Source organism: Dactylosporangium sp. NPDC000555, from assembly GCF_040300025.1.
GTDB lineage: Bacteria > Actinomycetota > Actinomycetes > Mycobacteriales > Micromonosporaceae > Dactylosporangium.
This window is the reverse complement of sequence record NZ_JBEPDB010000048.1, coordinates 1-22375: the sequence shown is the minus strand read 5'-3', so window position 1 is coordinate 22375 and position 22375 is coordinate 1. Positions and strand designations below refer to the sequence as shown.

Below are 22375 nucleotides of genomic sequence, written 5' to 3'. Positions count from 1 at the left end.
ACGCGTCAGTGGGGCCGGCGACGTTGCGCATCGAGACCGTGACGCACCCGGGCCGCGGCGGCGGTGTTCGCGCCGAAGCCGCGGCCCAGCGAGCGCACCTGCTCCTCCATGACCGGCACGCTGCGCCGGGCCTGCGACTCGATGAGCTTCTCCGACAGGCGGCTGCCGAGGAAGGTGCGCAGCCAGTACACGAACATCACGCTGCGCGGCACGAACACCTTGCGGCGTCGGCGCTCCAGGGCGTCGGCGAACGCGGCCGCGCAGCGCTCGACCGAGGTGGTGGAGCCCAGCGGGGCCGGGAGCCGGCGCAGCGTGTCCTTGAAGGCCGGCAGGTCGTCCTGGGCGTCGCGGACCAGGTCGGTGTCGACCCACGAGGGGTGCGCGGTGCCGACCGCGACGCCGTGGTGAGCGACCTCGAGGCGCAGGGCGTTGCCGAAGTGCTCGACGCCGGCCTTCGACGCGCAGTACGGCGCCATCCCGGGCAGCGCGGCGAACGAGGCCGCCGAGGAGACGATGAGCAGGTACCCGCGCGCGGCGATGAGGTGCGGCAGGCACGCCGTGGCCGTGCGCATGACGCCGATCAGGTTCACCTCGACGGTACGCACAAGGGCCTCGACGTCGCCGGTGGCCACCGTGCCGCGGCTGGCCACGCCCGCGTTGGCCACGACGGCGTCGATGCGCCCGTGGACGGCGAGCACCCCCTCGACAGCGGCCGTCATACTGGCCTGGTCTGTCACGTCCGCGGCGAACCAGACCGCGTCGAACTCTGCGGCCAGCGCCTCGAGCCGCTCCGGTTCGAGGCCGACCAGCGCGAGCCGGGCGCCGCGGGCGGCGGCCTCGCGAGCGGTGTGTTCGCCGATGCCGCGCGCGGCACCGGTGACGAGCACCACCTGGCCGGACAAGCTGCGCCTCACGCGGGTCCCCCAATCGGCGGTACCGTTCAGTACCAGGCAAACTAACACCCATAGACATTGTCGCGAAAGGGCGAGGCAGCCGCATGACGAGCACCAGAACCGCCGAGGAGCTGCGGCAGGACCTCACGGGCGGGCTGGCTGAGGCGATCGCCGGGAAGGGCTACGCGGCCACGACGATCGCGGACATCGTCATGCACGCCCGGGTCTCGAAGCGCACGTTCTACGAGCACTTCGCGGACAAGGAGGCCTGTCTGATGGCCCTGTACGAGCAGGGCTGCGAGCGGTTGCTGGCCGTCGTGCGCAGCGCCGCGGGTGAGGGCGGCCGGCCGTGGAAGGAAATGATCAACAACTGGGTGACCGCGTATCTCACCGCGCTGGAGAGCATGCCCGCGGTGACCCGCACCCTGCTGGTGGAGATCCAGGCGGCCGGCCCGAAGGCGTTCCGGCTGCGCCAGCAGATGCTGCGGCGCTTCGCCGACGCGCTGGTCGAAATGGTGGACGAGGCCCGCGCGGCCGACCCGGCCATCCCGCGGCTGTCCCCGCTGCTGGCGATCGCGCTGGTGGGCGGCGTCCACGAGATGATGCTGCAGGTGTCCGACCCGTACACCGGCGCCGGCCCGTCGTTCACGTCGCTGACGTCGGCCGTGGACGAACTCGTGTATGCGATCCTCACGAATCCCTGGGCCGTGTCGGATGGAATGATCGGGCCCAAGGACGGGTTGCACGACTAAACCGAGGAAGGGACTCGTTGCGGTGCTGAACCCCAGCGAACTTTACGAGCTCACTGACGACCTGCCGGCCGTCGATCGGCCGGTGCTCGTGCACGCGCTGACGGGCTTCGTCGACGCCGGCAACGCCAGCCGCCTCGCCCGGGAGCACCTGCTCACCGTGGGCTCGCCGCGCACGATCGCCACGTTCGACCTCGACCAGCTCTACGACTACCGCAGCCGGCGCCCGGCGATGCTGTTCGTCGAGGACCACTGGGAGCACTACGAGCAGCCGCAGTTGCTGCTGCGGCTGCTGCGCGACGCGACGGGCAGCGAGTTCCTGCTGCTCGACGGACCCGAGCCCGACCTGCAGTGGGAGCGGTTCACCGCGGCGGTGCTCGAGCTCATCGAGCGCTTCGACGTGCGCGCCACCGTCGGGCTCAACGCGATCCCGATGGCCGTGCCGCACACCCGCCCGACCGGCGTGACCGCGCACGGCACCAGCCGCGACCTGATCGCGGGCTTCGAGCCGTGGCTGCAGCGGGTCCAGGTCCCCGGCAGCGTCGGCAGCCTGCTCGAGTTCCGCATCGGCCAGCAGGACCGCGACGCGTTCGGCTTCGCGGTACACGTGCCGCACTATGTCGCGCAGGCGGAGTTCCCGGCGGCGGCCGAGAAGCTGCTGGCCTGCCTGGCCGACGCGACCGGCCTGCGGGTGCCGATGGACGACCTGCACGCCGCGGCCAACTCGGTGCGCACGGAGATCGACGTGCAGATCGCCCAGGCCGACGAGGCTGCCTCGCTGGTGCGGGCGCTGGAGGAGCAGTACGACGCCTACACCCGTGGCCGCACCGGCAACAACAACCTGCTGGCCGAGTCGCCGGCGCCGCTGCCGACCGCGGACGAGATCGGCGCCGAGCTGGAGCGCTTCCTCGCCGAGCACACCCGCGGGGACGAGCCTCCCCTGGGGGGATGAGCCGGATGGGCCCGGTCTACCAGGCGGTGCCGGTGAGCCGCTCGTAGACCTCCACGTAGCGGGCCCGGGTCAGGGCGACCACGTCGTCCGGGACCTCGGGCCCGGGCGCGGTCTTGTCCCAGCCGCCGCGCAGCGACCAGTCGCGCACGAGCTGCTTGTCGAAGGAGAACTGGGTGCGGCCGGGCTCCCACTGGTCCAGCGGCCAGAAGCGCGACGAGTCCGGGGTGAGCACCTCGTCGCCGAGCACCAGCGTGCCGTCGGGGGCGTGGCCGAACTCGAGCTTCGTGTCGGCGACCACGATCCCGCGCTCGGCGGCGAGGGCCGCGCCGCGGGAATACACCCGCAGGGTGAGGTCGCGCAGCTCGTCCGCGAGGTCCTTGCCGATCCGCTCGCGCACCTCGTCGAGCGTGATGAACTCGTCGTGCTCGCCGGCCGGCGCCTTGGTCGTCGGGGTGAAGACCGGCTCGGGCAGGCGCGAGCCCTCCACGAGCCCGGCGGGCAGCGGCACCCCCGCCACCTCGCCGTGGGAGTTGTACTCCGAAAGTCCTTGACCGGCGAGGTACCCGCGCACGATGCACTCGACCGGCAGTATCGCGAGCCGGCGGCACCGGATGGCCCGGCCGGCGAACTCCGCGGGCACGTCCGTCGCCGAGATCACGTGGTTGGGCACGATGTCGGCGAGCTGCTCGAACCACCACAGCGACAGCCGGGTGAGCACGGCGCCCTTGTCCGGGATCGGCGTCGGCAGCACCACGTCGTAGACGGAGATGCGGTCCGAGGCGACCAGGATCAGGTCGTCGCCGTCGGCATAGATGTCACGGACCTTGCCGGAGTGCAGGAGTTCCACGCCGGTCAGCCTATCGGCTCCACCTCGGCGAACGGACCGGGCCGCCGCTCGCGCGGCGTAGGGTGAGGCTCATCACGATCCCCGTGGGAGGGCCGCATGACCATCGATCCCGCTACGACCGCCATCGTCCTCATCGAGTACCAGAACGACTTCGTCTCGGAGGGCGGTGCGTTCCACGGCGCCGTCCAGGCCGTCATGGACAAGACCGACATGATCGCCAACACCCACCGGGTCGTCGCCGCCGCCCGCGAGGCCGGAGTGACCATCGTCCACGCCCCCATCACCTTCGCGCCGGGCTACAACGAGATCACCTCCCACCCGTACGGCATCCTCAAGGGCGTCGTGGACGGCAACGCGTTCGTCAAGGGCGGGTGGGGCGCGCAGATCGTCGACGAGCTCGCCCCGCAGCCCGGTGACATCGTCGTGGAGGGCAAGCGCGGCCTGGACACGTTCGCCAGCACCAACCTCGACTTCATCCTGCGCAGCAAGGGCATCACCACGATCGCCCTGGGCGGCTTCCTGACCAACTGCTGCGTCGAGTCGACCATGCGCACCGGCTACGAGCACGGCTACCGGGTGATCACGCTGCAGGACTGCGTCGCGGCGGCGTCGCAGGAGGAGCACGACAACGCCCTGAAGTACGACTACCCGATGTTCTCCACCCCGATGTCGGCCGCGGACTTCACGGCCCAGCTCTGACGCGAACCGCCGCCCGGGCCGCGGTCTCGCGGTCCGGGCGGCAGGCCGGCGGCGCCGCATCACGCCGGGCGGTAGTAACGAACCGCCAGGCCGCCGGCGACCAGGAAGCTCGCGGCCAGCACCGCCAGGTGCAGCGGGCGCGGCACGTCGCCGGCCCAGGCGGCCTGGATCGCCTGGCGGAAGGCGCCAAGCGGGGTGAAGTCGCCGATGCGGCGCAGGACCGAGGGCAGGTACTCCACCGGGATGTACAGCCCGGCGAAGAACGCCGACGGGAACCACAGCCCCAGGGCGCACCCGGTCGCGGCCTTCGCGGTGCCCGCCAGCGACGCCACCAGCAGCCCGATCGGGAACAGGCCGAGCAGGCCCAGCAGGAACGTCGGCACCACGAGGAGCAGATTCGGCAGGCGCATGTCCAGCGCCGCCAAGCCGACGGCCAGGGTCAGCACCATCGAGACCAGCACGACGCCGGCGTTCATGACGAGCTGGGCGCCGAGCAGGACGGCGGGCCTCACCGGGGTGGTCGCGAAGCGGCGCAGGATGCCCTTCTCGCGGTAGGTGGCCAGCACCACCGGCAGCATGAAGAACGCCACCATCGCCATCGACACCATGATGGACATCGACGGGATCAGCGTGTCGATGCCACGGTGGCCGCCGAGGACCGGGTCGGGCTTGCGGGTGCCGGCGGGCAGGCCGAAGACGACCAGCAGCACCACCGGCAGCAGCACGGTGAACATCGGCGGGGAGATCTCGCGGAGCATCAGCCGGGTCTCGATCAGGGTGAGGCGGGTCAGGGCGCGCATATCAGGACTCCTTGCCGGTGGGGCTGCCGGTGAGGGCGACGAAGGCGGACTCGAGGTCGGCCTGGACGATGTTCAGGGAGAGCGGCACCACCGAGCGGGCGGCGAGCGCCGAGGACACCTCGTGGGCGAGATTGCCGCTGCCGGTGACGGTGACGAGCCCATCGTCGACGCCGACCGAGCCCACCCCCGGTACCGTGGCGAGATCCTCGGCGGCGATCGGCGCCGAGGGCCGGAAGGTCACGGTCACGCCGGACGACACCCTCCGGATCAGCGCCTCCGGCGTGTCCACCGCGACCGTGCGACCCCGGTCGACGACCGCGATCCGGTCGCACAGCCGCTCGGCCTCGTCCATGAAGTGCGTGACGAGCAGGACGGTCACGCCCCGGTCGCGGATGTTCCAGATGAGCTCCCAGGTGTCCCGGCGGGCCTGCGGGTCCAGCCCGGTGGTCAGCTCGTCGAGCACCGCGACCTCCGGCGATCCGACCAGCGACAGCGCGATCGACAGGCGCTGCTTCTGGCCGCCGGAAAGCCTCCTGTACTGCTGCTTCGCGTGCTCCGCCAGCCCCAGCTGGTCCAGCAGCCGTGCCGGCGAACCGGGGTTGTCGTAGAAGGACGCGAAGAGCTCCAGGGCCTCGCCGACCCGGATGCGGTCCGGCAGCTGCGACTCCTGCAGCTGCACGCCGAGGCGCTGGCGCACCGCGGGGTCGCGCGGGTCCAGGCCGAGCACCCGCACAGTGCCCCCGTCGGCCTCGCGCAGGCCCTCGACGCACTCGACCGTGGTGGTCTTGCCGGCGCCGTTGCGCCCGATGATGCCGAAGATCTCGCCGCGCCGCACCGAGAAGGACACGTCCTGCACGGCCACGCGGTCGCCGTACCGCTTGTGCAACTGCTGAACGTCGATGACTGTCATGCCGAGAACTCTCCCGATTTCCGCGGCACGGCAGAATGACGCTGGGCACCGAGCGGGGGTGGGGATAACTACACCCCGCTCCGGTAGCCAGGGTCGATGTCCGCTGGGCGCGCGGGAAGGATGCTGGTGGCCATGACCTACATGAGGGCGCTGGCCCGCAGCGCGCAGTTGCTCGGACTGGCGGTGCTCGTCCTCGTCCAGTTCGTCGGCTCGGTGCTGCCGCTCGCGGCCGGCGTCATCACCGGCCTGCGGCTCGCCCGGGTGAGCACCAACCGCCGGCGGGCACAGTTCGGCGCCTGGCTCGGCCGCGAGATCCCCGAGCCCTACCAGGCGCCCCCGCCGCCGCCCGAGCCGGACGAGGAGGGGCTGTACCGGCACGACCGGACCCTGTACCGCAGCCCGTGGTTCCCGAACTACATGCACCGGCTGGAGTGGATGGTCAACGACCCGGCGACGTGCCGCGACCTGACCTGGCAGCTGTGGTTCCCGCTCGTCGTGCTGCTCGTCGTGCCCATCGGGCTGCCGGTCGCGCCGTGGGCCGTGCGCGGCGTCGCCGCGTGGAGCGCCTGCCTGCTGCGCCCGGCGACGCGGGTGAAGCGGCCTCGGCGCACCGACCGCATCCTGCTCGCCTGGGCCCGCTGCGGCCTGCTCTTCCTCAGCGCGGTGCTGCAGGTGGCGCAGCTCGCGGTCACCCTCGTCTGCTTCACGCTCGGCTTCGGCCTGGGCATCATCTTCCTGATCCCGGTCGGGTTCACGCACTTCCGCTGGCTGGCCAATCTCCGCCGGCAGTACGCCGGGTGGGCCGGCGAGCCCGTCGAGCGCCCGTACACCCCTCGGCTGCGCCCCGAGCTGCGCGCGGACGGGCTCTACCGGGTCCACAAGTCGCTGTACAAGACCGAGGGCATGGCGGAGTTCAACGCGCGCTGGCAGTGGGTCTGGCACGACCCGGCCACCTGGCGGGACCTCGCGTGGCTGGGCGCCGACGCGGTCGTCACCGGGGTGCTGGCCGGCATACCGACGCTGGCCGGCGTGTACGGCGCCTTCGGCCTGGCGCTGCCATGGGTGTGGACGCAGGCGTTCGACGCCGAGTGGAACACCTGGTACGGCGCCGTCGCCGGCAACCGCACCGCCGGGCTCGTCGCCGGCGTGCTGCTGACGGCCGGGGCGCTCGCGGTGGCGCCGGCGGTGCTGCGGCTGGTGTCGCGCTGGACCCCGCTGCTGCTGCGGCCGACGGCCAAGGAGCAGCTGCGGCGGCGCGTGGAGCGGCTCACCCAGTCCCGCGCCGACGCCGTGGACGCCCAGGCCGCCGAGGTCCGCCGCATCGAGCGCGACCTGCACGACGGCGCCCAGGCGCGGCTCATCTCGGTCGGCCTGACCCTCGGCGCGATCGAGCGGCTCATGGACACCGACCCGGCCGCCGCCCGGCGCCTCGTGGCGCAGGCGCGGGAGACGTCGCAGGCGGCGCTGACCGAGCTGCGCGACCTCGTCCGCGGCATCCACCCGCCGGTGCTGTCGGAGCGCGGCCTGCCCGACGCGGTACGCGCCCTCGCCCTGGACACCGCGGCCGAGGTCACCGTCGCCGGCCGCCTCACGGGCCGGCTCCCCGCGCCGGTGGAGTCGGCGGCGTACTTCGCGGTCAGCGAGCTGCTGGCCAACGCCGTCCGGCACGGCCACGCCGAGCACGTCACGGTCGACATCCGCCACCGCGAGGGCCGGCTGCGCGTCACCGTCACCGACGACGGCGAGGGCGGCGCCGACCCGTCGCGGGGCACGGGGCTGCGCGGGATCGAGCGGCGGTTGGGTACCTTCGACGGAACGCTCGCCGTCAACAGCCCCGGCGGCGGGCCGACCGTCGCCACGCTGGAGGTGCCTTGCGCGTTGTCCTCGCCGAAGACCTCTACCTCCTGAGGGACGGCATGGTCCTGCTGCTGCAGAGCCACGGCTTCGAGATCGTGGCGGCCGTCGACACCGGCCCGGCCCTGCTCGAGGCCCTGCTCTCGCACCGCCCCGACGTGGCCGTCGTCGACGTGCGGCTGCCGCCGAGCTTCACCGACGAGGGCCTGCAGGCCGCCCTGGCCGCCCGCCGCGAGGTCCCGGGCCTGCCGGTGCTCGTGCTCTCGCAGCACGTCGAGCAGCTGTACGCCCGGGAGCTGCTCGCCGACGGCACGGGCGCGGTCGGGTACCTGCTCAAGGACCGGGTGTTCAACGCGGACCAGTTCATCGACGCCGTACGCCGCGTGGCCTCCGGCGGTACGGTCATGGACCCGTCGGTGATCGCCAAGCTGGTCTCCCGCCCGACCCCGCAGTCGGGCACCCTGACGCCGCGCGAGCGCGAGGTCCTGACGCTGATGGCGGAGGGCCGCTCGAACGCCGCGATCGCGAAGCAGCTGTTCCTGAGCGAGAGCGCGGTGGGCAAACACATCGCGAGCATCTTTGGCAAACTGAACCTGCCGATCTCGGACGACGACAACCGTCGAGTCCTGGCCGTGCTGGCTCACCTACAGCGCAGCTTTTAGCTTGGCGGCGCCTTCGGCGCGGCGCGGCAGGGGGTTCCCACCCCGCACCCGCTGTCAGCTGCCTGGCGGCGCCTTCGGCGCGGCGCGGCAGGGGGTTCCCACCCCGCACCCCCCATGCCTCACTGCGCATCGGCACTGGCGGCGCTTCGCTGGCCAGGGCACCTGCTCCCTCGGCGGCATCGCTGCGCTCTGTGGCTTTGCTGGACGGGACACGGGGCCGGGATCCGTGCTTGGTCGCGTGGCGTTCGTCCGGCTCGGCCTCGCCGCCGCGGGGTACCCGCCGTGGGCACCCGCCGTGGGGCACCGCTGCGGAGAGACGCCCGCGGGACCACACCCGCCGCCGGGCCGCACCGCCGTAGGCACCACACCATCGCGGGGACCACACCGCCACCACCGCCGCGCCGGGGCCACACCGCCGCAGCGGCTACGCCATCGCGGGGGAAACACCCACCACCGGACCACACAGTCGCCGCGCGGGCATACCGCTGCTGGACCACGCAGCAACCGCTCGGGCACACCGCCGCTACGGGACCACAGCGCCGCAGCCGGGCCACGCCGCCGGGGGTCATCCATCGCGGCGGCCACACCGGAGCCGAGCCACACCACGCCGCGCAGGTACAGCGCCACTGCGGGGGTCACACCACTGCAGGAGCCATGCCATCGCGGGGGCCGCACCCGCCGTCGGACCGCACCGCGCCCGCGCGGGCACAGCCCCGCTGCGGGGGCCACAACGCCGCCGGCCACGCCGCCACCGGGGTAATCCATCGCGGCGCCCACACCGGCTCCGAGCCAAACCACGCCGCGCGGGCACAGCGCCACTGCGGGGCCACACCGCTGCAGGAGCCATGCCATCGCGCGGGTGTGGGGCACACGCGCCCGCGCGGGCACAGCGCCACTGCGGGGCCACAGCGCCGCCGGGCTACGCCGCCGCAGGGGTCATCCATCGCGGCGCCCACACCGGCGCCGGGCCACACCACAGCCGCGCGGGCACGGCGCCGCTGCAGCGGGCATCCATCGCGGGGCCACACCGCCGCCGGGCCACACCGCGCCCCTGCGGGCACGGCGCCGCTGCGGGAGCTGTGCCATCGCGCCGGCTACACCACCGCAGAGCCGCACCGGCGACGCGCGGGCATACCGTCCGTAGCGGCTACGCCTTCGCGGGGGCCACACCGCCGTGGGGCATGACAGCTGATATGCAAGGGCCCGTGGCCAGGCAGGCCCGGTTGGACGGACATGTCGGCTCCAGACAGGCGGACCGCGCCTTACCGAGCTGGTGGTTCGTGCCTATGGATCAGTTCGAGCAGGGCGGGTACCCAGTACGTGCCGTAGCGGCAGTCTCTGCCGGATCGGGATGAAGCCAGCAGGCAAGTTCAGGCAGCCCACTTGTCGGCACGCCGCCGCGAAGATCCGGACGCCCGGCGACATCCGCGGTTCTAGTCCGGTATGGATAGGACGATCTTGCCGCGGCCGTGGCCGGTCTCGATCTCGCGGTGGGCCTCGGCGGCCTCGGAGAGCGGGTACACGCGGCGGACGTGCCATGTCGTTTCGCCGGCCGCGTACAGGGCGATGAGCTCGGACAGGGCCTCGGCGCTGCGGCGGCCCTGGATGCTGCCGAGGCCGAGCTCCTCGATTCGGTCGTGCGCCACCAGGGTGATGATCCGCTTGCGGTCCGCGACGAGTTCCAGGGACGTCTCGAGGGCCTCGCCCCCGGCGCCGTCGATCGCGGCCGTCACGCCTTGCGGTGCCAGGGCGCGGACGCGGGCGGCCAGGCCCTTGCCGTACACCACGGGAATCGCGCCGAGAGAGCGCACATAGTCCTGGTTGGATTCGCTCGCGGTACCGATGACGGAGGCTCCGAGGAGGCGGGCGAACTGGACGCCGGCCGTGCCGGTCGAGCCCGCGGCCGCGTTGATGAGCACGGTGTCGCCGGGGCCGACGCCGATCGCGGACAGGGCGAGGCGGGCGGTCTGCCAGCCGGCCGTGAAGCCGCCGGCCACCTCCCACGACACGCCCGGCGGCTTCAGCGCGACCTGGTCGGCGGCGACGACGATGTACTCCGCGTAGGCGTTGAACACGCTGAAGCCCAGCACCTCGCTGCCGACGGGGATCTCCGGTGTGCCCTGGTCGACGACGCCCGCGAACTCGTTGCCGGGGATCTGGGGCAGGGTCACGGGCGCGTACGGCGGGACCCAGCCCCGGCGCAGACTCGCGTCGAACGGCTGGACGCCGGCCGCCATGACCCGCACCCGCACCTGGCCCGGGCCGGCCTGGGGTTTGGGCAGGTCGAGGGTGCGAAGGACGTCCGGCGGGCCCGGCTCTGCAAACGCTGCGGCTCTCATGGGTACCCACTGTGCGAGCTCAAGCCCGGTTGAGGTCAACAGAAAATGCGGTAGCGTGCATGCCGCGCGGATGTTCTCAGGGAGTCGGACGATGGTGAACGCGAAGGACTGGGTCGTTGTCGGGCTTGACAACGGCGGCACCGCGAACAATGCCACGGTGCTCGATCACGAGGGCTCGTTCCTGGTTGACGGGCTGGTGGAGGTGCCGAGCCGGGTGCTCGACGGCCCCGAGGCCGCCGTGGACTCGCTCGCCGGGGCGTTCGAGAACATCCTGGTCGTGACCAAGGTGGACCGCTCCCGCGTCGTCGCCGTCGGCCTCGACACGCCCGGCCCAGCCAGCGCCAACGGCGTCATCTCCTCCAAGGGCGCGACCAACTTCTCGCAGCCCGCCTGGTGGGGCTTCGACTTCCGCGGCGCGCTGGAGGAGCGGCTCGGCCTCCCGGTCGTGTACAACAACGACGGCAACGCGGCCGCGCTCTACGCCCACCATGTGTACTTCGGCGCCAACGCCCACATCAAGTCCTCGGTCTCCGCGATCGTCGGCACCGGCCTGGGCGGTGGCGTCATCGAGCAGGGCAAGGTCGTCAAGGGCGCGGCCGGCATGGCGGGTGAGCTCGGCCACGTACACATTCCGATGCACGGCCTGCTCGAGGAGGGCCAGCCCCTGCCCAGCTGCGGGTGTGGCTTCCTCGGCGACGTCGAGAGCGTCTCGTCCCTGACCGGCATCGTGCGCAACCTGCTGCCGTATTGGCTCACCCGGTACCCGGACCACCCGCTCCACCAGGCCGACTCCGTCAAGGCCGCCGCGAAGCAGGTCCGCTCGTACGGCGAACAGGGCGACGAGCTGGCCCTGAAAATCTTCGAACAGCAGGCCATGAGCCTCGGCCGCCTCTTCACCATCGCGGCCAACTTCACCGACCCCGACTGCTACTTCGTCGGCGGCGGCGTGGTCGAGGCGGCGCCGCATTTCCGCGACTGGTTCCTGTCCCGCGTACGCGAGCACTCCCTGCTCCGCGAGGAGCAGGCCGCGGTGGCGCACTTCGCCCTGGTCCCGGAGCGCGACATGGCCGGCGCGAGGGGCGCCGCGATCGCCGCCGCAGGCACGGTAGTGGTCTAGACCGTCACGCCCTGGGCCGCTTCCACGCTGCCGCCGTTGGTGCGTCAGACCGTCTCGACCGGCGCCGGGGCCCGGGCCACGTTCTCGGCCAGGAGGTTCAGCCGGCCCTTGTCGTCGCGCTGCCATCGCCGGCCGCGCGCGTCGGTGAAGCGCAGCTCGACGTGCATGTCCGCGGAGGGCGCGAGCCGGATCGTACCGTCGTCGTTGATCCGGTCCCGGTCGACGGGGCCGTTGGTCTCCTCCTGGTCGAACCCGGCGTACACCTCCGGCTGCTCGGCGGGCGGCACGATGCGCACCCGCCGGATCGCGGTCCAGGCGGCCGGCGGATCGCGGAAGACTATCTCCAGGTCGTACACGGGCGTCTGCGACGCATTGCGCACCGCGGCGCCCACCACACCGCGCGTGATGATCCGCTCGAAGGTCTCCCGTTCGCTCACCGCCCAGGCACACACCCGCTCCGCGTCGGCCCGGTCGCCGGCGAGCCGGTGCGCCGCGACCAGGTCCGTCACGGCTTCGGCGCCCCGCCGGGCCGCCTGCAGCGCCCGCCACGCCACGTACGCCCCCGCCCCGGCGACCAGCACGGCGAGCAGCGCGGCGACAAGTCCCACCACATCGGACAAATTACCCCGGTGTACCGTCTACGCGACGCAAGATCCGCATAGAGTGCTGGGAGAATCGACGGGGTGAGCAACCTGGAAGGCCGGCCGGCCGAGGTGGACCTGCCCGTCGAGACCGAGACCGAGCCGTGCGCCGAGCTGCTCGAAGGGCGTGACGTACCCCTCGGGCGGTACACCGTCGTCCGGCGCAGCCTGCCCAACAAGGCCCGGCGCACCGTCGGGGCGTGGTGCTTCCTCGACCACTTCGGGCCCGAGGACGTGACCGGGCGGCCCGGCATGCGCGTACCGCCGCATCCGCACATCGGGCTGCAGACCGTGAGCTGGTTGCTCGGCGGCGAGGTACGCCACCGCGACAGCCTCGGCTCCGACCAGGTCATCTACCCTGGCCAGCTCAACATCATGACGTCCGGGCGCGGCATCGCCCACTCGGAGAACTCGCCGACCGACAAGCCGCCGGTGCTGCACGGCCTGCAGCTGTGGGTCGCGCTGCCACAGGAGAGCCGCCACCGCGTCCCGGCATTTCAGCACCTCGCCGATCTACCCGAGATTTCGGATGGATCGGCGAGAATCCGGATCGCTGTCGGTGAGCTCGAGGGCGTCGCGTCCCCCGCCGAGGTCCACAGCGAGCTCCTCGGCGCCGACATCGAGCTGAGTGAGCACGCCCGCACCGACATCCGCGTGCGGGCCGACTTCGAGCACGCCGTCGTCGTCACCGAAGGCACCGCGCGCGTCGAGGGGGTCGACGTGGCTCCCGGTTCGCTGCTGTACCTCGGCGCCCACCGCGACACCCTCCGCCTCGAGACCGGGGAGCGCTCGCGCCTGTTCCTGCTCGGCGGCGTCCCGTTCGAGGAGGAGCTCGTCATGTGGTGGAACTTCGTCGGCCGCTCCCACGAGGAGATCGTCGAGGCGCGCGAGGAGTGGATGCGGGGCTCGGACCGCTTCGGCACGGTACCGGGCGGCGAGGAGCCGCTGCCCGCCCCGCCACTACCGACCACCCGGCTGCTGCCGCGCCCCCGCTACAGAGAGCACTGAACGACTCCTGGATCCGCTTCAGCCCTCACCGGGCGCCGCTCCCGCCTCGGCGCTCACCGGGCGCTCCGCTCCTTCGACGTCCGCCGGTTCGCCGGTCGCCTGGTACCACCGCACTCCCCCGGCCACGGCCAGCCCCATCCCCGCGGCGAGCGCAACGACGACGGCCCATCTCCCCCAGGACGGCCCGGCGAGCGTCCCGTACCGGAACACGGCCGAGTTCCCGAACCCGACCATCACCGCAAGACAGGCCCCCGCGATACCCACGACGATGTCGACCCGCTTGCGCAGCAACAGGATTCCGGCCGCGACCACCCCGACCCCGGTCACCAGCGGCCACAGTCGCGCCAGCAGCTGCACCCCGACCCCGTCGGCCGGCGAGGCGGCGAGCCACGCGGACGCCACGATCCACCCGGCCACGATCCCGCCACCGACGACCGCAACCGCCGCCAGCGCGCCGCGCCACCGCCACAGCAGCCCGACGCCCACGCCGGCGAGCAGCGCGCCCGCCCACCACCAGCCCGTTTGGGGTGTTTCGGCCTCCGCGACGGTACCGCGCACAATCCCCGCCTCCCGCTGGTCCACGAGCAGCGGAACGCTCCAGACCCGCGCCGGAAGATCGCGCGCCCGCTCGTCATGCCACCGCACCCGGGGCTCAGACGCGACCCGATGCCACTCGGGCGCCGCCGAGGTATCCCCGCCGGTGCCGCCCCCACGCAACGCCCGGCTGGCAAACCAGGTAGGCGCCTTACGATTCTCGTCCACCCCATCGGCAGTGACGCGAAGAAACTGCTCCCCTTGCAGCCCGAGCACGACAACTTCCCGCCCAGAATGATTCGCTAGCTCAAGCCGCGCGCCCCCGTCGACGGCCCGAACAGAAACCCCAGCAACGGAAACCGACTCGACCCGCACGACGTATCCAACCGCAACGGGCGCATCGGCCCCATGCGCCGCGGCGGGAGTCCCGTACACGAGAACCGCCCCGACCCCGACACCAACGGCGACCACCCACCGCCAGAGACCCCGCAACCACAAGTCACGAATCACGAGCCCTCCCACCCGACAATCTGGCCATCGAGATCCCACCGCCAACGCGCACCCGCCCCGATGCCTATAAACGGCAACGACCGGCAAGGCCACCCGGGCCTCCGCCCAACCCCCGACGACGCCTGGCCGCCCCAAAGCCACCGCACCGCCCAGACGACAATCCCTGCGGCGCCACCGCCACCGGTCCCTCGCCCCCAAGGCCGCCCCACCACGATCAACGAGCAGCACGACGCACCCGAGGATCTGCCGCCGCATGACCACGTCCAGCGCGGTCGTGGACTCATCCATGACCAAGGACGCACGAACACCAGCGCCCACGGCACAACCAACCAACGACAAGCGCGAGCACCGAGCGGCACGACATGAGCAGCAATCAGCGCGATACGAGCACCGAGCAGCGCGACACCGCCGACGGCTAACACGGCACACCCAACCAACGGCGCCACACAAACACCAACCCCCCCGGCGCAACCAACCAACGACCGGCGCGAGCACCGAGCAGCACGACATGAGCCCCGAGTCGCGTGACACAAGCACCGAGCAGCGCGACACCACCGACGACTAACACGACACACCCAACCAACGACGCCACACAAACACCAGCGCTCACGGCGCAACCGACCAACGACCAGCGCAACCAACGAGCCGCGCCACTGACGGACGCCGCGCCACTGACGGACGCCGCGTGACTGACGGACGCCGCGTGACTGACGGACGCCGCGTGACTGGACAGCGCGCGGCGTGACCGGCGGATGGCGCGATGGGGCGGGGGCGGCAAGAGGCGCGCAGTGCGGCGACGCGGCGGCGAAAGCCGCGGACCTGACGGCGGTCGCGGTGGGGGGTCGCTCGGGCGGTACCGGCTCATCCGGCCCGGGCGGCCGCAATCGCGGCGACGAGGTCGGCTCGGGCCCGCGCGACGCGGGAGCGGATCGTGCCGACCGGGACGTCCTCGATCTCAGCGGCCTCCGCGTACGAGACGCCGAGCACCTGCGTCAGGACGAACGCCACGCGGCGCTCGGCGGGAAGGGCACCGACCAGGGCGTTCGTGGCGTGCAGGCCAGCGTGGTCGCCTTCGGCCAGCGTCGTCGGCTCGGCCACGACCCGGGCCTCCAACCTGCGCGCACGGACCGCCGCACGCACCTGGTCAGCGCACGCCCGGCGCGCTATGGCCAACACCCAGGTCCTCGCCGAGGAGCGGCCCGCGAACTCGGGCATGGCTCGGAACGCGCGCAGGTAGGTGTCCTGCGTCACGTCATCGGCATGCGCCACCCCGACCAGCGCGGCGACGAACCGCCACACCTCTGTCTGCGTCGCCCGCACGAAGGCGGCCGCAGCCCGCTCGTCGCCGGTCCGCGCGGCCAGCAGTGCCGCGGTTGCCGCATCCGCCTCGCCGTCGGCCTCACCAGTCACGGCAGCGAGCCTAGCGCCCCAGGCTGACAATCCTCCTTCCGCCTCACCTGGTCGTAGCGCGCGAGGCCACCGCAGAACCGGTTGAAATCCGAACCGGAACCCCGTCCGGCCCGGCGACGTCACGACGATCAGGCCGGCGGCCCTCGCCCAAGGGGCGAACTGCAGGAACGCGGCCGGCCGGACACCCTCCGCACTGCCGCCAAGCAAGACGCCGCACCCTCAGGCACGACGGCGAGGCCGGGGACTCCGCAGCGAGAGCCGGCCCGGCCAAGAGTCCAGCTGGACGCGGGAGGACGCCCCCACGCCGACCGAGACGCAGGACCCGCCGACCGAGGCACACGAGCAGAGGCAGTAGCCGAGGAAGCAGAAGAGGAGGAACGAAGAGAAGCAGGAACAGGAGCAGACAACGGGACAGCGCCAGAATCGGGAGCATCGCCCGACGCGGCAACAGCGGTCGGCGCACAGGCACAGGTCGACGCAGGAGCATAGGCCGGCGTGCAAACAGAGTGCGGCACGGGAGCACGGGCGGACACAGAAGATGCACAGGCGAGCACAGCAGCGTGAGCCGGCGCCGGAGCACGGGCCGACAAAGAAGATGCACAGGCGGGCGGCCTAGCACCGGCGGGCACGAGAGCAGCAGCAGAAACAGCAGGAACCGACAGAGACACCGGGGCGGCATCGGCCGTGGAAACCGGAGCGGCAGCGGAAGCAACGGCGAAAGGGGCCGAAGGATCAGCGAGAGCAGCAGCAGCCGGAGGTGACTGAAGCTCGGCGGGAGCAGGAGCAGCGGCCAGAACAGAAACACCGGGCAAAGACATTGGAGCGGCACCGGCACCGGCAGCGGAAGCGGGAGTGGGAGTGGGAGTGGGAGTGGAAGGGGCCGAACGATCAGCGAGAGCAGGGGCAACGGACGGAGGTGACTGAAGATCGGCAGGAGCAGAGGCAGCGGCGGGAACAGGAGCGACGCACCGAGGCGCCGGAACAAAAGCAGGAGCAGTGGGCGGTGACGTCCGAGCGCCGGTGGGAGTGCGGGGGCGGGCCGTACGAGCATCCTGCTCGGCCCAGTGGGCGGTGACTTCCGCGGTGCGCGCCTCGCGGTCCAGGCGGGCCAGTCGCTCCGCGTGGCGCTGCTCCAGGCCGCGGCGACGCGCCTCGGCGAACTCCGACCTGATCGCGGCACGGCGGGCGTGGCGGCGACGATGCTCGTCCAGCATCGAGTCCAGCCGGTTGCGCCACTCCGCCGGATCGATCGCTGTCAGCACCTCGGTCATGCTAACAACTTAGAACAGGGGTACGACAAAAAATCAGGACCGGCGGCGGACCAGGACCGCGGCGGTCACTGCGGCCGCCACGGCCAGGCCGCCCAGGGTGAACCAGAGCGGGGTCAGGCTGCCGCCGGCCGGCGACGCCGGCGGGGCGGCCGCGGCGGAGGGAACGCTGGCCGGGATCAGGCAGGCGACCTCGGTGGGCTGCGGCGTGGCGGCGGCCGATGCCACCTGGATCAGGGCCTGGCAGTGGCCGTTGACCGGGGCGGCAAGGTCGATCGCGACGCGCCAGGCGCCCGGGTCCAGGGTGCCACTGTACGTCTGAGTGCCCCGCCCGTCGCCCGTCTGCCGCAGCACGGACGGGGCGAGCGAGGCGGCACCGTCGGCGGAGGCGGTCATGGTGACCGCGGTGGGTTCGGTGATGGGGTGGCCGTCCTGCCATTGGGCGGTGATCCAGACCGAGCCGTGGCCGTCGGAGTGGATGGTCACCGATGCCCCGCCGTGCGCCTCCGCCGGCGTCCCCACCAGCAACAACAGCACGACGGTCGCGATGAGTGCCCCGATGCGCGCCGCCATCCGTGGAACCCTACGGCATGGCGGGGATCGACTCCGGACGGTCGTCGCGGACGTAGACGATCATGTCGCCGGTCTGGATCTCGGTGCCCCCCGGCTCGGCGAGGGAGAGCACCTTGCCGCGGCGGAACAGCGCGATGACCAGCTCGCTGAGCTCGCGCGGTGAGGAGCCCACCTCGTCGCGGCGGGCCGAGCGCATCGCCAGCGCCATGCCCTGACCCGGCGTGAGCAGGTCCTCGACGACCTCGATGAGCGGCGGCGCGGTGGTGGACAGGCCGAGCAGCCGGCCGGCCGTCGCGGAGGAGACGATGACGTGGTGCGCGCCGGACTGGCGCAGCAGGGGAGCGTTCTCGGCCTCGCGCGCCGCGGCGATGATCGACACCTTGCCCGAGGTCAGCTGGCGGACAGTGAGCGTGACCAGCACCGATGCGTCGTCGCTGTCGGTGGCGATGATGACGGCCTTGGCGTCCTGCACGCGCGCCTCCATCAGCACACCCGAGCGGGTCGCGGAGCCCTCGATGGCGACCAGGCCTTCGGACGTCGCCTGGCGCAGCGCGGCGCGGTCGCTCTCCACGACCACGACGTGTGACTTGTCGAACCCGTTCTCCAGCAGGGTGCCGACGGCCGCACGGCCCTTGGTGCCGTAGCCGCAGACGATGACGTGGTTCTTCACGCGCTTCCTCCACCGCTGCAATCTGAGGTTGGTGCGGTACTGGTCGGTCAGGACTTCCAGGGTGGTGCCGACGAGAATGATCAGGAACAGCACACGCGCCGGGGTGATGACCACGATGTTGACGAGCCGGGCCGTCTCCGACACCGGGGTGATGTCGCCGTACCCGGTCGTCGACAGCGTCACGACCGCGTAGTAGAAGCAGTCGAGCAGCGACAGCCCGTCGTCGTTGACATCGCGATACCCGCTGCGGTCGACGAAGATGATGAATACGATCGCGAAGACCAGCGCGACGGCGAGGCCGAGGCGGGCGCTGATGGCACGTAACGGTCCTCGCCGTACGGCCGGAAGGTGGATCACGAAATCCACCATAAGCGTCGGGTGTGACAACTTCGCCCGTGGGTATTGGCTTGCGGCGAACCGGGTCTCGGGGCACCGGCGAAGGGGGGAGGCGTGTTATGTCGGATCATGGCCCGAGAGTGGGCATCCTCGGCTCCTACGGTGGCTACAACCTCGGCGACGAGGCGATCCTGGCCAGCCTGCTGTCGGACCTGCGGGCCAGGCGCCCCGACGCCGACCTGCTGGTCTTCTCCCGCGACCCCCAGCACACCGCACGGGAGCACCCCGGCGTCACCGTGGCGCCGTGGGAGGGCGTTGGCCGCGACCGTACCGCGGCGGCTCTTTCCCGCCTTGACCTGCTCGTCCTCGGCGGCGGCGGGATCCTCTACGACACCGAGGCGCGCCGCTATCTGCGGGTCGTTCGTGCCGCGCAGGAGCAGCGCGTGCCGGTCTTCACATATGCGGTGGGCGCCGGACCGCTCACCGAGGAGCTCGACTGCACGATGGCGCGTGACGTTCTCGGCGCGGCAACGGAGGTGACCGTCCGCGACGACGAGTCGAAGGTGGCACTGGAGGAGGCGGGCGTGACCGCGCCCGTCTTTGTGACCGCCGACCCCGCCCTGTTGCTGCAGCCGGAAGAGTTCGACGCAGGCGCATTGCGCGACTCGCTGCCGCCGGGGCGGCGGGTGGTCGGGATGAGCGTACGCGAACCGGGCCGCGCCGCGCAGCACCTGGCCGCCGACGAGTACCATCAGCTGCTCGCCCACGTCGGGGACTTCATCGTGCACCGGCTCGACGCGTCGCTGGTCTTCGTGCCGATGGAGCGCTCCGACATCCGTCATTCACACGCCGTGCTCTCGCGCATGACCGCGGCCGAGCACTGCCGGGTGCTCAACGGTGAGTACCGCCCGGGCCAGGTGCTGGACCTGATGCGCCACCTGGACCTGGCCGTCGGCATGCGACTGCACTTCCTGATTTTCGCGGCCCTTTCAGGTGTACCGCTGCTGGCACTGCCGTACGCCGGGAAGGTCTTCGACTTCGCGCAGCGCATCGGCGCGCCGGTTCCGATGGGGGTCGTGCGGGAGGCGGCCGGGCCGCTGATCGCGCAGGTCGACCGCCTGTGGGACGAGCGGCCGCAGCGCCAGGAGGAGATGGCAGCGCGGGTCGCGGGGCTGCGCCAGCGCGCGACCGAGACGGGGCGACGCCTGGGCGCGCAGCTGGACCGTATCGCGCCGGTCGCCGACCGGGAGCCGGTGGTGAGCGCGTGACCGGCCCTGAGCGCACCGGATGGGCCGGCCGTCCGGAGACTCGAACCCCGGTGCGGGCCGCGCCGCGCCGGGACCGGGCGTGACCGCGCTGGAGCGGCCGAGCGGGCTCGCACCGGTGTGGTTGCCGCCACGAACGGCCATCCACGGCGGGCACACCGAGGTCCTCGTGGTCGGCGGCGGCCCGGCCGGGTTCGGCGCCGCGATGGGTGCGGCCGCGGCGGGGGCCGAGGTCGTCCTCGTCGAGCGGTACGGCTTCCTCGGCGGCAACGCCACAGCCGCGCTCGTCATGCCGCTGATGAGCTTCCACAACGAGATCAAACAGGCCGTGGGCGGCAACGAGAACCGCCTGTTACCGACCGATCACGGCGAAGGCGAGCCCGTCGTCGCGGGTGTACTATGGACCCTGCTCGATCGCCTGGTCCGCGCAGGGGGCGCCACCCCGCCGGATCCGAGCACCGGCTACACCGTGCCTTTTGATCCCGAGCTCTTCAAGCTCGTCACGTACGACATGCTGCACGGCTGCGGCGTTCGACTCCTGCTGCATGCCTTCGCCTCGGATCTCATGCCGCTGCCCGAGGGCAGTTCGCGCTGCGTGTTCGAGACGAAATCCGGCCCGGTCGTGCTGGACGCCGACGTCGTCGTCGATTGCACCGGCGACGGCGATCTCGCCGCGGCGGCCGGCGCGCCCTATGAGATCGGCCGTCCCGAGGACGGCCTGACCCAGCCGATGACGCTGATGTTCCGCGTCGGCAACTTCGATCGGCAGGGCTTCCTCGACTACGCACACCAGCACCCCGACCAGTGGAGAGGAGTACACGGACTGTGGGACCTGATCCGCCAGGCGCGCGACGCGGGCGAGCTCGAACTGCCGCGCGAGGACATCCTGTTCTTCGCGACGCCGCACCCGGACGAGGTGTCGGTCAACTCCACGCGCTTCGGCGGCCTCGGCATCAGCGTGTGGGACCTGACCCGGGCCGAGCTGACCACGCACCGCCAGCTCGCGCAGATCGCGCGGTTCCTGCACAACCGGGTGCCGGGCTTCGCCGAGTCGTATGTCATCCAGAGCGGCGTGCAGGTCGGTGTCCGCGAGACGCGCCGGGTGCTCGGCGACTACCAGCTGACCGGCGAGGACGTGCTGAGCGCGCGCTCGTTCGACGATGTCATCGCGCGGGGCGCCTACCCGGTGGACATCCACAACCCCAACGGCCCCGGCACGATCCTGCGCCGCGTGCCGCAGGGACGCTCCTACGACATCCCGCTGCGCACGCTGCTCCCCCGCAACACCGACGGCCTCCTGGTGGCCGGCCGCTGCATCTCCGGCGATCATGTGGCGCACAGTTCGTACCGGATCATGCCGATCTCCATGGCCACCGGTCAGGCGGCGGGCGTCTGCGCGGCGCTGGCGTCACGCATCGGCAAGGCACCACGCGAGGTCCCGGCCGAACAAGTCCAGCGCGTACTACGGGCCCAAGGCGCAAGCCTCCCGACGTAGATTGGCCGTTTCAATGTGCGGCGCAGGTTCCGCATCCTGGTGTACATGCTGGTACACCCGTGGGATGCTCCGATCGACGAGTCCGAATGGCGGCAATGGCTGGCCGCCCACGACTTCGGCCAGCTCATCGCCCCAGGCCGCGACCGCGACCTGCCCGTCGTGGTTCCGACCCACTTCTCCTTCGACGGCGACGCCCGCGTGTGGCTCCACCTGGCGCGACCCAACCCGGTGTGGCCGGCCCTGGAGGAGCACCCGAGGGCCCTGCTCACGGTGATCGGCGACTACGTCTTCGTCCCGTCGGACTGGAACGCGAAGCCCGGCATCGACCCCCGCGAGGGCGTGCCGACCTCGTACTACGCCTCGGTCCAGCTCTCGTGCGACGTCCGCGTCGTCGACGACCCGGCGGAGAAGGCGGCGATCCTGCGCCGCCAGCTGTCCCAGTTCCAGCCCACGACAGACCGCGTTCCGGTGCTCGCCGACGACCGCCAGCTGCCCGGCATCCGCGGCATCGAGCTGACGATCACGTCGGTGGCGGGCAAGTTCAAGTACGCCGGCAACCGCACCCCCGAGCACCGCCACGAACTCGCCGCGCGCTTGGCCGCCCGCAACGGCCCGATGGACGCCGAGGCCCGGACCCACCTGCTGCGCCGCGTGCCGACCTGACCCGCCCGCACGCTGCCTGCCCCGGCCCGCACGCTGCCCGACCCGCCGGCCCAGGCTGCGCCACGGTCCGCCTGATAGGCCGCGCCGACGCCCACCGCGCCGTGCACAAACGCAGGCCGCATACGAGCGCCGCGCTCACCCGCACCGCACCGCGCGCACCGCATGCAGTTCGGACGCCGC

At 72.0% G+C, this 22375-nt stretch carries 20 protein-coding genes; 10 read left to right on the top strand and 10 right to left on the bottom strand.

The window, feature by feature from the left end; translation table 11 throughout:
- Positions 1-5: 5 nt before the first annotated feature.
- Positions 6-914, bottom strand: coding sequence for an SDR family oxidoreductase (locus ABT297_RS25980; RefSeq protein WP_350554149.1), 909 nt, complete (start codon positions 912-914; stop codon positions 6-8).
- A gap of 83 nt (positions 915-997) precedes the next feature.
- Between ABT297_RS25980 and ABT297_RS25975 the strand changes: the two genes are divergently transcribed.
- Positions 998-1645 (top strand): TetR/AcrR family transcriptional regulator, encoded by a 648-nt coding sequence (locus ABT297_RS25975; protein ID WP_350554147.1) that lies wholly within the window; start codon positions 998-1000, stop codon positions 1643-1645.
- 22 nt (positions 1646-1667) lie between these two features.
- Complete coding sequence (locus ABT297_RS25970) at positions 1668-2594, top strand: proteasome assembly chaperone family protein (RefSeq protein ID WP_350554145.1); 927 nt, start codon at positions 1668-1670, stop codon at positions 2592-2594.
- Positions 2595-2610: 16 nt separating this feature from the next.
- Here ABT297_RS25970 and ABT297_RS25965 read toward each other — a convergent pair whose 3' ends face one another.
- Complete coding sequence (locus tag ABT297_RS25965) at positions 2611-3441, bottom strand: phosphoribosylaminoimidazolesuccinocarboxamide synthase (protein ID WP_350554143.1); 831 nt, start codon at positions 3439-3441, stop codon at positions 2611-2613.
- 96 nt (positions 3442-3537) lie between these two features.
- Here ABT297_RS25965 and ABT297_RS25960 point away from each other — a divergent pair, with 96 nt between their 5' ends.
- Entirely contained in the window at positions 3538-4140 is a 603-nt protein-coding gene (locus ABT297_RS25960; RefSeq protein WP_350554141.1) for a cysteine hydrolase family protein, read from the top strand.
- 59 nt (positions 4141-4199) lie between these two features.
- On the opposite strand, the gene ABT297_RS25955 is transcribed toward ABT297_RS25960, so the two are convergent.
- Positions 4200-4940 carry an ABC transporter permease gene (locus tag ABT297_RS25955; protein ID WP_350554139.1) on the bottom strand — a complete coding sequence of 247 codons (741 nt, stop codon included), beginning with the start codon at positions 4938-4940 and terminating at the stop codon, positions 4200-4202.
- A gap of 1 nt (position 4941) precedes the next feature.
- On the bottom strand, positions 4942-5850 hold the full coding sequence (locus tag ABT297_RS25950) for an ABC transporter ATP-binding protein (protein WP_350554137.1): 909 nt from the start codon (positions 5848-5850) through the stop codon (positions 4942-4944).
- 132 nt (positions 5851-5982) lie between these two features.
- Here ABT297_RS25950 and ABT297_RS25945 point away from each other — a divergent pair, with 132 nt between their 5' ends.
- Together ABT297_RS25945 and ABT297_RS25940 are read left to right on the top strand one after the other, a co-directional pair.
- The gene (locus ABT297_RS25945; protein ID WP_350554136.1) at positions 5983-7758 is read left to right on the top strand and encodes a sensor histidine kinase; all 1776 of its coding nucleotides are present in this window, start codon (positions 5983-5985) and stop codon (positions 7756-7758) included.
- On the top strand, positions 7722-8366 hold the full coding sequence (locus tag ABT297_RS25940; protein WP_350554134.1) for a response regulator transcription factor: 645 nt from the start codon (positions 7722-7724) through the stop codon (positions 8364-8366). The genes ABT297_RS25945 and ABT297_RS25940 overlap by 37 nt, the downstream gene beginning before the upstream one ends.
- Positions 8367-9799: 1433 nt before the next feature.
- Here the strand turns inward: ABT297_RS25940 and ABT297_RS25935 are convergent.
- Positions 9800-10705, bottom strand: a complete 906-nt coding sequence (locus ABT297_RS25935; RefSeq protein ID WP_350554130.1) for an NADP-dependent oxidoreductase — start codon at positions 10703-10705, stop codon at positions 9800-9802.
- 91 nt (positions 10706-10796) lie between these two features.
- On the opposite strand from ABT297_RS25935, the gene ABT297_RS25930 reads away from it, so the two are divergent.
- A complete protein-coding gene (locus tag ABT297_RS25930) occupies positions 10797-11822 on the top strand; it encodes an ROK family protein (RefSeq protein WP_350554128.1) in 1026 nt (341 codons plus the stop codon).
- Between the two features lie 44 nt (positions 11823-11866).
- Here the strand turns inward: ABT297_RS25930 and ABT297_RS25925 are convergent, their stop codons facing one another.
- Positions 11867-12433 (bottom strand): hypothetical protein, encoded by a 567-nt coding sequence (locus ABT297_RS25925; RefSeq protein ID WP_350554126.1) that lies wholly within the window; start codon positions 12431-12433, stop codon positions 11867-11869.
- Positions 12434-12505: 72 nt separating this feature from the next.
- On the opposite strand from ABT297_RS25925, the gene ABT297_RS25920 reads away from it, so the two are divergent.
- On the top strand, positions 12506-13471 hold the full coding sequence (locus tag ABT297_RS25920) for a pirin family protein (RefSeq protein WP_350554124.1): 966 nt from the start codon (positions 12506-12508) through the stop codon (positions 13469-13471).
- An 18-nt stretch (positions 13472-13489) separates the two neighbouring features.
- Here ABT297_RS25920 and ABT297_RS25915 read toward each other — a convergent pair whose 3' ends face one another.
- The 4 genes from ABT297_RS25915 to ABT297_RS25900 form a co-directional block, all read right to left on the bottom strand.
- A complete protein-coding gene (locus tag ABT297_RS25915) occupies positions 13490-14116 on the bottom strand; it encodes a hypothetical protein (RefSeq protein WP_350554122.1) in 627 nt (208 codons plus the stop codon).
- A gap of 1260 nt (positions 14117-15376) precedes the next feature.
- The gene (locus ABT297_RS25910; protein WP_350554120.1) at positions 15377-15925 is read right to left on the bottom strand and encodes a sigma-70 family RNA polymerase sigma factor; all 549 of its coding nucleotides are present in this window, start codon (positions 15923-15925) and stop codon (positions 15377-15379) included.
- Positions 15926-17229: 1304 nt separating this feature from the next.
- On the bottom strand, positions 17230-17766 hold the full coding sequence (locus tag ABT297_RS25905; RefSeq protein ID WP_350554118.1) for a hypothetical protein: 537 nt from the start codon (positions 17764-17766) through the stop codon (positions 17230-17232).
- 10 nt (positions 17767-17776) lie between these two features.
- On the bottom strand, positions 17777-18793 hold the full coding sequence (locus ABT297_RS25900) for a potassium channel family protein (RefSeq protein ID WP_350554116.1): 1017 nt from the start codon (positions 18791-18793) through the stop codon (positions 17777-17779).
- 98 nt (positions 18794-18891) lie between these two features.
- Between ABT297_RS25900 and ABT297_RS25895 the strand changes: the two genes are divergently transcribed.
- The 3 genes from ABT297_RS25895 to ABT297_RS25885 all read left to right on the top strand — a co-directional run bounded on the left by ABT297_RS25895 (position 18892) and on the right by ABT297_RS25885 (position 22195).
- Complete coding sequence (locus ABT297_RS25895) at positions 18892-20040, top strand: polysaccharide pyruvyl transferase family protein (protein ID WP_350554114.1); 1149 nt, start codon at positions 18892-18894, stop codon at positions 20038-20040.
- 79 nt (positions 20041-20119) lie between these two features.
- A complete protein-coding gene (locus ABT297_RS25890) occupies positions 20120-21532 on the top strand; it encodes an FAD-dependent oxidoreductase (protein ID WP_350554112.1) in 1413 nt (470 codons plus the stop codon).
- Positions 21533-21577: 45 nt separating this feature from the next.
- A complete protein-coding gene (locus ABT297_RS25885) occupies positions 21578-22195 on the top strand; it encodes an FMN-binding negative transcriptional regulator (RefSeq protein WP_350554110.1) in 618 nt (205 codons plus the stop codon).
- The last annotated feature ends 180 nt before the right edge of the window (positions 22196-22375 follow it).